The sequence below is a fragment of the Vibrio sp. 10N.239.311.G01 genome, assembly GCF_041465805.1.
GTDB classification, from domain to species: domain Bacteria; phylum Pseudomonadota; class Gammaproteobacteria; order Enterobacterales; family Vibrionaceae; genus Vibrio; species Vibrio crassostreae_C.
In genome coordinates, this window is the sequence record NZ_JBFSRM010000022.1 from 55842 (window position 1) to 67796 (window position 11955).

The following is an 11955-nucleotide window of genomic DNA, read 5'->3' on the forward strand; positions in this document are numbered from 1 at the left end:
AATATAATTAAGGCCGCTGTGAATAGCGGCCTTAATTGCTTTTAGCATACAGCGAAAATTGCTTTTAGCTTACAGAGAGCTCGATTAGTGCTTAATCGTATACATTGCTGCAACATTGCGAGCAGTAAGTTCAATATTTTCAGCCGCTTCAGCCAAAGCTGTCGGCAAGTCTACTGAACGGTTCACTACCGCAAATACCGCGTCGATACCATGCTCATGAACCACACCACAATCACTGGCTAGACAGCCGGCAATACCGATGACAGGCAGTTTATGTTTTTTGGCTGTGCGAGCGACACCAATCGGTGTTTTGCCATGAATGGTTTGGCTATCAATGCGCCCCTCTCCTGTAATCACAAGATCAGCATCTGAGACTATTTCATCTAAATTGACGGCGTCCATTACGATGTTAATACCAGGGCGAAGCTCCGCATTTAACAGGCCAACAAGTGCCGCGCCTAGACCGCCTGCCGCGCCAGCACCAGGGAGATCAATGACATCGACGCCTAACTGGTTTTTCATGATACTGGCATAATGAGCAAGGTTAGCATCTAACAGCTCAACCATTTCTGGTGTTGCGCCTTTTTGCGGACCGAATACCTGTGATGCCCCTTTTGGTCCGCATAATGGATTATCGACATCACAAGCGACCTCTAAGCTTACGTTTTGTAGGCGTGGGTCGAGGTTGGTGAGATCAATGGTTGTCAGTTTTGACAGTTCACCACCACCAAACACCAGCTCGTGACCCTCTGCATCTAGCATACGAATGCCTAGCGCTTGAGCCATTCCTAAGCCACCATCATTGGTCGCACTACCACCAATGCCAATAATAATATGCTCAACACCTTTATCTAATACGGCTTTGATCAACTCACCCGTACCATAGGTAGTGGTTTTTAGTGGATTACGTTGTTCTGGAGAGACTAAATCTAGGCCGGAAGCGGCCGCCATTTCAATAATGGCAGTTTTACCGTCACCGAACATACCGTAGAAGCCTTCGACAATTTCACCTAATGGACCAATCACTGGATGTTGGATGATAGAGCCATTGGTCGCATCCACCAGAGATTGTACTGTGCCTTCACCACCATCAGCCATTGGTAATTTTACGTATTCGGCGTTTGGTATTAGCTGTTTAAAGCCATCTTCAATCGCTTGAGCAACGCCCATTGCTGATAGGCTTTCTTTATATGAGTCAGGAGCAATTACAATTTTCATTTTGATACCTTTAAACTTAAACAAACAGACCAAATACACCGAAGATCATTACTGAGACGAAGGCGATAACAAGACCGACCGCTGACTCATAAGGGATGAGTTTTAGACGTTCATGAATACTCATATGTACCGCACCACCCGTGGCATGGAAGAAGCTACCATGTGGCATATGGTCAAGTACTGTCGCACCAGAGTGGATCATTGCTGCGCCTGCGAGAGCTGGAACACCTAGCTCAAGAATGGTGCTGGCAAATACATTCGATGCCACTACTGTTCCGGCAGTTGTCGATGCGGTTGATAGTGCCATCAGTGCGCCAGAAAACGGAGCAAGTAAGTAAGAAGGCAGCCCAGACATCGTCAGCACTTCAATCAGATCAGCTTTTAGTCCTGAGTTAGCAATGATGCCTGCAATGGTTCCTGTGCCCAGTAGCATTACAGCAACCGGTGCCATACGTGACAAGCCTGAAACCGCAAAGCTATTGGCTTGTTTGAAGCGACCCATAGCCAGTGCACCCAGCAATCCACCCAAGGGTAATGCAATTAGAGGATCAACATTGATATCAGCGAGTGGTCGCAGCGCGAGTAGGGCAATAGCCACTAACGGTGCAACGATTGAAGAAGAAAAGCTTGGCAGTGAACTTTGATCCGCTTTGACCACTTCACTTTCCGCTACTTTTGAACCTTTATTGACGAGGCGCTTTGCCAAGAAGTAGGCGAAAAGCAGCCCAAATAGACCCGGAATCACGCCTGCAGCCATCACAGAGGTTAACGGAACATTGAACGCATCAGCCGCCGCAATGGCATTTGGGTTAGGCGACATGACATTACCTGCTTTACCGCCGCCCACCATCGCCAAAAGGATCGCGGTTTTAGAAAGGTCTGCGCGGCGAGCAATAGCCAGTGCAATAGGAGAAACCGTGATAACGGCCACATCAACGAAAACGCCAACAGCGGTTAAAATCATGGTCGCAATGGCAAGAGCAAGTAAGGCGCGAGTTTCGCCTACTTTTTTGATGATGGATTCTGCAATCGAGGTAGCCGCCCCTGATTCAATTAGTACGCCGGCCAACACACCAGCGGCGAGAATTCGCATCACTGAAGTGACGATCCCTTGGGCACCACCTATCATTAACTCAACGGTTTCGGTGAGAGAAACGCCGCCAACCACGCCGCCAACCAAAGCACCGATGATCATGCCGTAGGTGGGTGGCACTTTTTTAAGAATGAGCGCGATAGCAACAATCAATGCTGAAAGTGCGCCAAGAGTTGAAACTTCAATCATGTTCTATTTCCCAGATAACGATGTGTCATTTTCGGCAAATATAAAGATATAGGGTTGGTAAGTCTTTGTCATTCTCTACAAATAAGTGCTCAAATCGGTCCTTTTAAATTGTGCAGTTGCACATTTTTTAGCTCGACCAGTGGAATAGATTTATTGCAATGTAGAGTTGAAATAGATCGTCTATATTGTTGATATTTAATGATGTTATTTGGTTTATCTTGTCTGTTCGATAGCGTAGCGTATTGCGATGGATATGTAGTTCGTTACAGGTGAGAGCTGAATCACAGTTCTGCTTTAAATATGTCTTCAAAGTTTTGATCAGTATCCCTTTACTGTCCTGTTGTTGAAGATGTAGGTAAGACTGCTCCAGTTGCTCACGAATCCATGGATCTTGTAACAGGCTACTCATAATGGCCGGCAGTCGATAGTCTTGATAGAAAAACATGTCTCCGGGGCGGTTACCGACACTGCGCATAGTGAGCTCAGCGGTATCATATGAGCGTGCTAAACCAGAAAGTCCGGTAAAGTAATCCCCAAGCGCAATCTTGATTTGAAACTTAGCTTCTTTCTTTATTCTTTTGAGTAGCAATTTCACGCGCTTGGCTTCTGCATCCTTGGACCAGCTGTTCCCTATCAGGGTTATAGGCTTGAGTACCACCACTTCGTTTTGTGAAACAGACAAGATACCGACTAAATTATCGCGCTCGGGATATTCAAGTAAATGTACTAATTGCTGTAAGTTTTCCAATGAAGGCGCAGTGTCTCCTATCGGTAACACCTTGACGATGGCGGCAATCCGCGGTTGTGCAAGGTCGAGATCCAGACGCTGTGCGATGGATTGCAGTTGCATGTCATTAAGCGTGCTACCTCGGATTAATTGCAATACCAATTCTTCACGATGCCTCTTATTCCATTCTACTTGAGACATAAGTACAGCTTGTTCAACAATAAGCTCAGCGGTCATCTTCACCAGCTCACCAAAATGATGAACTTGCTGCAGTGTCCCAGAAACCCCAATCGCCCCAATGACATTATCCTGAAATAGAATCGGTAAATTAACTCCAGGCTTAACCCCTTTTAGGTGTTCGGCAGTGGCTTCGTCAATATTAACGACTCGTGATTCGGTGATGGCAAGTACCGCTCCTTCATGTTTTTGGTATAAGCGAGTAGGATCACTGGATCCAATAATGCGACCTTTATTATCCATCACATTAATCGAGTGTGGGATGATCTTCATGGTTCGTTCGACAATTTGTTTGGCAATCATTTCGTTCAACTGCATAGAGCCCTCCTCTTCATTGACTGTGTAGGTTGGATCGTAACGATAAATTCGGCAATACGCTCGTTTCTGACAAGACAATGGTATACTCAGAAATAGTATCGCTTGAGTATTAATGCAGTATAGGTTGAGTTATGGAGTTTGAATTTACTAGAAACACTCTAATGGGTGAATACTATGTGAAATGCAGCATGGGCCATGAGATTGTTGGCCGTTGGCTTCAAGAAGAGATCGGTAAAGATAAGCAAAAATTAGATCATGTGATGGCGTTGATTGAGCAATCTCGACAGGACTTGAGCAATGAAGTGACGTTGCTTGGCAAAGAGATTAGCCTTGCGATTAATGAAGACGAAGTAACGATTCAAGAAAACGTGTTAGCGCATGAGCAAGAGATGGAAGAGGGCAGTGAGTTCGACTTCTATAACTGTGAAAGCCAAGCAAGCTGTGGAATCGACGATTTCGAACTGCTCATCGAACGCTGGATGGATTTTTTAGGTTACTAGTCCTAAGACCTATTTGTTAGTCATTCAGAGCTTTGAAGGCTCCGTTGCCCAAAACTGGAGCAATAAGAGCATCGCGCATTAAGATAGTGAAAAGGCTGCACCATGTTGGTGCGGCCTTTTTCGTTATTACGACCTTATTATCTTCATCTTATTTAAAATCAAGCACTTAACTTTTTGGCACGCTACTTGGATTGTAATAAGAGAATTAACGGATTAAGTAAGAATTTAAGGAACGAATATGAAATTAATAAATGCCATTGTTAAGCCATTCAAATTAGACGATGTACGCGAAGCGCTCTCTGATGTGGGTATTGAAGGTATGACTGTTTCTGAAGTGAAAGGCTTTGGTCGTCAGAAGGGACACACTGAATTGTATCGTGGTGCAGAGTACCAAGTGGATTTCCTACCAAAGGTGAAGCTAGAGATTGCTACCCAAGCTGAGAATGTTGACCGAGTTGTTGAAGCGATTAGCCAAGCGGCACACACCGGAAAAATCGGCGACGGCAAAATTTTTGTGTATGACCTAAGCCAAGCCGTACGAATTCGTACTGGTGAAATGGATGCTGAAGCACTTTAAAGAATTACAAGGACTGGAGACTTTAATATGGAACTTACAACAACAGTAACGGAACTACGTTACGCACTAGACACTTTTTTCTTCCTCATTTCAGGTGCGTTGGTAATGTGGATGGCAGCAGGCTTCGCGATGTTAGAAGCTGGCCTAGTTCGTTCAAAGAACACCACAGAAATTTTAACTAAGAACATCTGTTTGTACGCAATTGCTTGTACAGCTTTCTTAGTGGTTGGTTACAACATCATGTATGTCGACAACGGTGAAGGCGGTTGGTTGCCATCATTTGGTACTCTAATTGGTACACAAGGTGAAGGCGCAGATCACTCTCTAGAATCAGACTTCTTCTTCCAGGTAGTATTCGTTGCAACAGCAATGTCTGTAGTATCTGGTGCGGTTGCTGAGCGTATGAAGCTTTGGTCATTCCTAATCTTCTCTGTAGTACTAACAGCGTTCATTTACCCTGTTGAAGGTTATTGGACTTGGGGCGGTGGTTTCCTATCAGAAGCGGGTTTCAGTGACTTCGCAGGTTCAGGTATCGTACACATGGCTGGTGCAGCAGCAGCGTTAGCTGGTGTTCTACTACTCGGTGCTCGTAAAGGTAAATACGGTAAGAACGGTGAAATCTACCCGATTCCTGGTTCAAACATGCCACTTGCAACGCTAGGTACATTTATCCTTTGGTTCGGTTGGTTCGGTTTCAACGGCGGTTCTCAACTGATGGTTTCGGATTTTGAGAACGCAACAGCAGTAGGTCAAATCTTCCTTAACACCAACGCAGCAGCAGCAGCAGGCGCAATTGCAGCACTACTAGTATGTAAAACAACTTGGGGTAAAGCAGACCTAACAATGATTCTTAACGGCGCGTTAGCTGGCCTAGTAGCAATCACTGCAGACCCTCTATCACCATCACCTCTATTTGCTGTAGCGATTGGTTCGGTATCTGGTGCATTGGTTGTATTCAGCATCATCGCTCTAGACAAAGCTAAGATTGATGATCCAGTAGGTGCTATCTCTGTACACGGTGTATGTGGTTTCTTCGGTCTAATGGCTGTGCCACTAAGCAACGCTGATGCAACGTTTGGTGCTCAGCTAATGGGTGCAGCAGTCATCTTTGCATGGGTATTCGGTGCTAGCCTAGCAGTATGGGCGGTGCTTAAAGCAACAATCGGTATCCGAGTAACGGAAGATGAAGAACTTGAAGGTATGGACATGCACGATTGTGGTGTCGGCGCTTACCCTGAGTTTGTATCAGTAAAATAATCAACAGTCGTCGCCTAATCTGAATGGGTTAGGTTGGACAAAGAAAGCCCCGCAACTCTTGTTGCGGGGCTTTGTTGTATTTACGGTTGCACAATATATAAACACGAACGTTGAAGTTAGGCTCATTGTTTAAAGGGAACGACAAGACACAAAGTTGAAATGGTTTGTTACAAAAGTGAGAGTTTGAATGGTCTGAGTAGACGGATTTTTTGTTGGTCGTCATTGTAATTATGTTAATGATGAATATAATAACGCAACTGATAGACATTATCATTTCGATATAAAGGATTTTACAATGAAGAAACTGCTAACACTTTCAGCTCTAGCGTGTGGTGTAATTGCCCCGACAGCAATGGCTGCGGAAGAAGTAAACGTATACTCTTACCGTCAACCTTTCCTTGTTGAGCCAATGTTCAAAGAGTTCACAAAAGAGACTGGTATTAAAGTAAACGTTAAGTTTGCTAAAAAAGGTTTAGCAGAGAAGTTAGCTCAAGAGGGTGAATACAGCCCAGCTGACGTTGTCTTAACTGTAGATATCAGCCGTCTATCTGAATTAACTAAACAAGGTCTAGTTCAATCTGTAGAGAGCGATGTACTTGAAAAGAACATCCCAGCTCAATACCAAGATACAGATAACGAGTGGTTCGCTCTAACAACTCGTACACGTAGCGTTTATTCTTCACGTGACCGTGTTGGTCGTCTAGGTGAAGAGTTCACTTACGAAGATCTAACTAAGCCTGAATTTAAAGGCAAAATCTGTACTCGTAGTGGTAAGCACCCATACAATGTTTCTCTAGTATCTTCGATGATTGCTCACAAAGGTGAAGCTGAAACGAAAGAATGGCTAGAAGGCGTAAAAGCAAACCTAGCACGTAAGCCTCAAGGTAACGACCGCGCGCAAGTTAAAGCGATTAAAGAAGGTCTATGTGATGTTGCTCTTGGTAACAGCTACTACCTAGGTAAGATGGTTAATGATAAAGAGCAAAAAGCTTGGGCTGACTCTGTTTACATTAACTTCCCTAACCAAGAGACTACAGGTACTCACGTAAACATCTCTGGTATGGCAATGGCTAAATACTCTCCAAATGAAGAGAATGCCGTTAAGCTGATGGAATTCCTATCTGGTGACACAGCACAAAGCATGTACGCAGAAGTGAACTACGAATACCCAGTGAAAGCAGACGTTAAACCTTCTGAGCTTGTTGCTTCATGGGGCGAGTTCAAAGCGGATACTATTTCTCTAGACGAAATTGCAAACCACCACGCGGCTGCAATCAAGCTATTAGACGAAGTTAAGTTCGATCTATAATTTATTACGGTAGGCTTCGGCCTAAGTAAAATGACAACCTCAAGTCGCCATTTTGGCTACTTGGGGTTGTTTGTTATTGGAAAATCACTTTTTGATACAAAGCACCCCGTTGATCCCTTGAGTTATTAGCATCTCACCTTGAAGTCATTAGAGTATATGGGTATAAATAACCCCACCATTAAAAGGATATGAGATGTATTTGCAAATGCATTTGTGTTTCATTAAGCCTCGTTGTAGTTAGGCGATGAAAGAAAAGAATTATTTATGGAACACCAGTAGCGGCATTATTGCTGTATTACTGGTCTTACCGATCTTAGCGATTTTTACGACGGCTGTTGGAGAAACAGATGAGCTATTTTCTCATCTGATGTCCACAGTGATGCCTACCTATGCCTACAATACGGTGGTTTTAGTCATAGGAACCATGTTCCTGTCTTTAGTTTTTGGTATTCCGTCGGCTTGGGTTATGGCAATGTGCCGTGTTCCGGGAGAGCGTGTTTTGCAGTGGGCACTCGTCCTGCCATTAGCAATGCCAGGCTATATTGTTGGCTATATCTTTACCGATTGGTTCGACTTTGCCGGCCCTGTTCAGGTTCTACTGCGAGATCTTACTGGGTGGGGACCCGGTGAGTATTGGTTCCCGGATATTAGAACCTTATCTGGTGCTATTATTGTTCTGTCTCTCGTTCTCTATCCTTATGTTTACTTGCTGTGCCGCGCCGCATTTATGGAGCAAAACGTCTCCTTACTGCAATCCGCTCGGTTGCTAAAATGCTCGCCTTGGGAAAGCTTCCGTCGTATCTCCTTACCACTTGTTCGTCCATCAATGGCGGTCGGTTTATCGCTTGTTGCTATGGAGACCATCGGTGACTTTGGTACCGTGAGTTACTTTGCGGTAAATACTTTAACGACTGCGGTTTATGATACTTGGCTAGGCTACTCAAGCTTAACGGCAGCTGCGAAAATATCGGCAATCATGCTGGTTATCGTGATCCTACTGTTGAGCTCAGAGCGATACAGTCGCCGTAAGCAGAAGCTATTCCAGAATCAGTTCAGCAGCCGCGAAGATTTTCGTTACGACCTTTCTGGTTGGAAAAAATGGCTGGCACTATTCTGGTGCTGGGGATTAGTTTGCGTTGCGTTCTTATTCCCTCTTGGCCAGCTCATTATTTACGCCTACAAATATTTTGCTCAAAGCTGGACCCCTGAATTCAGAGAATATGCCATCAACAGCCTTTACGTTTCGGTAGCTGCTGCGATTATTGGCGTGATTATCGCGATGATTGTTAACTTTAATCAACGCGTTAGTCCGAGTAAGAAAAATCAGGCTTATATGCGTCTCGCTTCGATGGGCTATGCCGTTCCAGGCACCGTGTTAGCGATTGGGGTGATGGTACCTGTTTTGTTCATGGATCACTTGGTCAATGACATTGCGAAAGTGATGGAGTGGGGGCGACCTGGTTTGATCTTCTCTGGCTCCATGTTCGCGCTAATTTTTGCCATGGTCGTACGTTTCTCTGCAGTGGCAATTGGCAGTATTGAAAGCAGCTTGAGTAAAGTATCCCCTTCATTGGATATGGCCTCAAAAACCATGGGTTGCAATACCAATCAGATGTTACGCCGTGTTCATTTACCTTTGATTAAACGTGGCGCATTGATCGCTGGCTTACTGGTGTTTATCGAATCAATGAAAGAGTTGAATGCGGCCTTGCTGCTGCGTCCTTTCAACTTCGAAACATTGGCGACTTATGTTTATAACTATGCCTCAGATGAGCACCTAGAATTGGCGGCGATGCCTGCTGTATTATTGGTGTTGGTGGGTTTAATTCCTCTAATCATCGTAAACCGTTCCTTGGAGCAGAAAAACTAATGAGTTGTGCATTATCAATTAAAGATCTGACTTGTAAGTATGAGTCGCAAACCATTTTGGAAGCGCTCTCGTTAGAAGTTGAGCATGGTGAAATTGTTTGTCTTCTTGGTGCGAGTGGCTGCGGTAAAACGACCTTACTGAAGGCGATTGCGGGCTTACTTCCTTTGAGTAGCGGTGTGATGAGTTTGAACTGTCAAACCATTGATGATGGCGAGAATTGGTTGCCACCAGAGCAGCGTAACATTGGTATGATTTTCCAAGATTACGCCCTGTTTCCGCACCTGACGGTAAACCAGAATGTCGGCTTTGGCTTGAAAGACCTTTCTGAGCAGCAAAAGAAAGACAAAGTTCAAGAGATGCTGGAGTTGGTTCACTTAGATGAGTACGGTGACCGCTACCCACACCAACTTTCAGGTGGTCAACAACAGCGTGTCGCTATTGCTCGTTCTTTGGCGTACAAGCCAGACTTGCTACTGTTAGATGAACCATTCTCAAACATCGATACTCAGGTTCGTCATGAGCTGATTTCTCAGATTCGCAAGATTTTTAAGAAGCAGGGTGTTACAGCTATCTTCGTAACTCACAGCCGTGAAGAAGCGTTCGCATTTGCAGATAAAATGGCAGTAATGAACCATGGTGTGATTGAGCAGTATGGTTCGGCATCTGAGTTGTATTTCCATCCTTCAAGTAAGTTTGTTGCAGACTTTTTGGGTGGCGGTAGCTACCTCAATGCACAGCGTATTTCGGAGCATGAATTTGAAACCAGTTTGGGTATGGTTGAAGCCAAACCGCAAACGGAGATTGAGTTCGGCAATACATGTGAGCTTCTGCTAAGGCCCCAGCATATCCAAGCAAGTTACGAGCAAGATAGTGCTATTTCGGTGCTAGAACAGCAATTTATGGGTGATCACTGTCGTTATGTAATCGAAGCGCATGGTCAGAAGTTATTAGCAACCTCGTCAGAAGCACTTGAAGTGGGTATGCCGGTCAACGTAAAAGTCGATACCAAAGGCGTATTGGCTTTTTAAAGAGATATAACGCGATACTAATCGTTACAAGAATCGCGATAAAAAAGCCCAGCACTTTAATCAAAGTACTGGGCAAGAGTTCTTCACTTATAGGCTTTAACAAGGCAGTGATTTGTTAAGTCCCATACAAAACTGCTGCACTCTATAAGCCTATAGAGAGAGGAAGTCTTTCACTTTTTGAAGAACACGTTCTGCAGTGTCTTTATCTTCCATTTCTGCGAAGATTCGTAGTAACGGCTCTGTTCCTGAGAAGCGAGCAATGACCCAGCCGCCATTCTTGAAGTACACCTTGGCACCATCTTCATAGCTGACTCTTTCAATTTCGTATTCAAATTCAGGCAGTTGCTTCTCGACGTAGATCTTAGTGTAGAGCGCTTCTTTCTCTGAAGGTTTAAACTTATAATCGCCTTCTGCGGTGTAGGCATAGCCATATTTAGAGTAAATCTCATCAAGTAATTCAGACAGCTTCTTGCCTGTCACACTGATCATCTCAACCAGTAAGCTTGAAGCAAATACGCCATCCTTACCTTTGATGTGACCACGAATGGTTAAACCACCTGAACTTTCGCCACCAATCAGAGAGTCATCGGCCTCCATTTGTGAGCTGATATGCTTAAAGCCTACAGGAACCTCAAAGCTCTTCTCACCATGATCTGCCGCCACTTTATCCAGTAGGTGTGTGGTTGCGATGTTACGAACGACAGAGCCCTTCCAGCCTTTGTATTCCAGCAAGTAGTAGTAAAGTAGGAGTAGCACTTCGTTAGGGTGAATGAAGTGACCTTTCTCATCGATGATTCCCAAACGGTCAGCATCGCCATCAGTACCAATACCAATGTCATAGCCTTCTGCTGCAACTAAGTGCTTCAAGCGATACAGCGTTGCAGCATTTGGCGACGGCATTAAGCCACCAAAATCTGGGTTTTTGCCATCGTTGATGACGTCGACATCACAGCGACCGTTAATCAGCACGGTTTGCAGAGCATTTTTTGCAACGCCAAACATTGGGTCAATCAGTACACGTAGGTTAGCTTTCTTGATCGAATCGATATCGATGAAGTTGATGATTGAATCAACAAAGTCGTTCATCGGGTTGATGATCTCGATTTCTTTGTCGTTTAATGCTTGCTCGAAATCGACACGAATAATATCTTCGTTGGTCAGTGTTGCGATTTGCTGTTCGATCTTCTCTGTGATGATCTCATCAGCATCACGGCCACCTTCAATGAATACCTTGATGCCATTGTAATCGGCTGGGTTGTGAGAGGCGGTAATACACGCCGAGTAGGTGCATCCCATCTCTTTTGCTTGGAACATCACGATAGGTGTTGGAACAAACTTATCGATGAAGCTTACTTTGATGTTGTTCGCCGCAAGTACTTCTGCAAACCAACATGCGGCTTTATCGGAAAGGAAACGACGGTCATAGCCGATCACAAACCCATTCTTGGCTGCATCTTCGTTGTTGATGATGTTAGCGAGTGCTTGCGCTACCAAACGGACGTTTTCTCTAGTGAACTCCTCACCAATGAAAGCGCGCCAGCCACCTGTACCAAATTTAATCATTAGAAAATCCTTTTAGTCTCATTGTCTCAAGCCTGTAAAGACTTGAGACAAGAGCTGTTCGTTAAATTG

General features: G+C 44.6%; 10 protein-coding genes. 6 read left to right on the forward strand and 4 right to left on the reverse strand.

All coding sequences use genetic code 11. The features are described from left to right. Positions 1-84 precede the first annotated feature (84 nt). The 3 genes from AB6D06_RS16720 to AB6D06_RS16730 form a co-directional block, all read right to left on the reverse strand. Positions 85-1218 carry a glycerate kinase gene (locus AB6D06_RS16720; protein ID WP_372111094.1) on the reverse strand — a complete coding sequence of 378 codons (1134 nt, stop codon included), beginning with the start codon at positions 1216-1218 and terminating at the stop codon, positions 85-87. A 16-nt stretch (positions 1219-1234) separates the two neighbouring features. Next, positions 1235-2500, reverse strand: coding sequence for a GntP family permease (locus AB6D06_RS16725; RefSeq protein WP_017059423.1), 1266 nt, complete (start codon positions 2498-2500; stop codon positions 1235-1237). A 127-nt stretch (positions 2501-2627) separates the two neighbouring features. Continuing rightward, positions 2628-3782, reverse strand: coding sequence for a sugar diacid recognition domain-containing protein (locus AB6D06_RS16730; protein ID WP_017066809.1), 1155 nt, complete (start codon positions 3780-3782; stop codon positions 2628-2630). A gap of 131 nt (positions 3783-3913) precedes the next feature. On the opposite strand from AB6D06_RS16730, the gene AB6D06_RS16735 reads away from it, so the two are divergent. From AB6D06_RS16735 to AB6D06_RS16760, 6 genes are all read left to right on the forward strand, one after another. Further along, positions 3914-4282: a YacL family protein gene (locus AB6D06_RS16735; protein ID WP_019824378.1), complete on the forward strand. Its 369-nt coding sequence runs from the start codon at positions 3914-3916 to the stop codon at positions 4280-4282. Positions 4283-4520: 238 nt separating this feature from the next. Continuing rightward, on the forward strand, positions 4521-4859 hold the full coding sequence (gene glnK, locus AB6D06_RS16740) for a P-II family nitrogen regulator (protein WP_004738200.1): 339 nt from the start codon (positions 4521-4523) through the stop codon (positions 4857-4859). A gap of 27 nt (positions 4860-4886) precedes the next feature. Continuing rightward, positions 4887-6116, forward strand: coding sequence for an ammonium transporter (locus AB6D06_RS16745; RefSeq protein ID WP_017059420.1), 1230 nt, complete (start codon positions 4887-4889; stop codon positions 6114-6116). A 295-nt stretch (positions 6117-6411) separates the two neighbouring features. Beyond that, positions 6412-7425 carry a Fe(3+) ABC transporter substrate-binding protein gene (locus tag AB6D06_RS16750; RefSeq protein WP_017059419.1) on the forward strand — a complete coding sequence of 338 codons (1014 nt, stop codon included), beginning with the start codon at positions 6412-6414 and terminating at the stop codon, positions 7423-7425. 244 nt (positions 7426-7669) lie between these two features. After that, positions 7670-9295 carry an iron ABC transporter permease gene (locus AB6D06_RS16755; RefSeq protein ID WP_017059418.1) on the forward strand — a complete coding sequence of 542 codons (1626 nt, stop codon included), beginning with the start codon at positions 7670-7672 and terminating at the stop codon, positions 9293-9295. After that, positions 9295-10323 carry an ABC transporter ATP-binding protein gene (locus tag AB6D06_RS16760; protein ID WP_017059417.1) on the forward strand — a complete coding sequence of 343 codons (1029 nt, stop codon included), beginning with the start codon at positions 9295-9297 and terminating at the stop codon, positions 10321-10323. The genes AB6D06_RS16755 and AB6D06_RS16760 overlap by 1 nt, the downstream gene beginning before the upstream one ends. A 150-nt stretch (positions 10324-10473) precedes the next feature. Here AB6D06_RS16760 and AB6D06_RS16765 read toward each other — a convergent pair whose 3' ends face one another. After that, entirely contained in the window at positions 10474-11886 is a 1413-nt protein-coding gene (locus AB6D06_RS16765) for a phosphoglucomutase/phosphomannomutase family protein (protein ID WP_372083289.1), read from the reverse strand. Between the last annotated feature and the right edge of the window lie 69 nt (positions 11887-11955).

Coding starts and splice junctions, on each gene's coding strand:
- AB6D06_RS16720 (WP_372111094.1), bottom strand. CDS start 1,218: ATGAAAATTGTAATTGCTCCTGACTCATATAAAGAAAGCCTATCAGCA.
- AB6D06_RS16725 (WP_017059423.1), bottom strand. CDS start 2,500: ATGATTGAAGTTTCAACTCTTGGCGCACTTTCAGCATTGATTGTTGCT.
- AB6D06_RS16730 (WP_017066809.1), bottom strand. CDS start 3,782: ATGCAGTTGAACGAAATGATTGCCAAACAAATTGTCGAACGAACCATG.
- AB6D06_RS16735 (WP_019824378.1), top strand. CDS start 3,914: ATGGAGTTTGAATTTACTAGAAACACTCTAATGGGTGAATACTATGTG.
- glnK (WP_004738200.1), top strand. CDS start 4,521: ATGAAATTAATAAATGCCATTGTTAAGCCATTCAAATTAGACGATGTA.
- AB6D06_RS16745 (WP_017059420.1), top strand. CDS start 4,887: ATGGAACTTACAACAACAGTAACGGAACTACGTTACGCACTAGACACT.
- AB6D06_RS16750 (WP_017059419.1), top strand. CDS start 6,412: ATGAAGAAACTGCTAACACTTTCAGCTCTAGCGTGTGGTGTAATTGCC.
- AB6D06_RS16755 (WP_017059418.1), top strand. CDS start 7,670: ATGAAAGAAAAGAATTATTTATGGAACACCAGTAGCGGCATTATTGCT.
- AB6D06_RS16760 (WP_017059417.1), top strand. CDS start 9,295: ATGAGTTGTGCATTATCAATTAAAGATCTGACTTGTAAGTATGAGTCG.
- AB6D06_RS16765 (WP_372083289.1), bottom strand. CDS start 11,886: ATGATTAAATTTGGTACAGGTGGCTGGCGCGCTTTCATTGGTGAGGAG.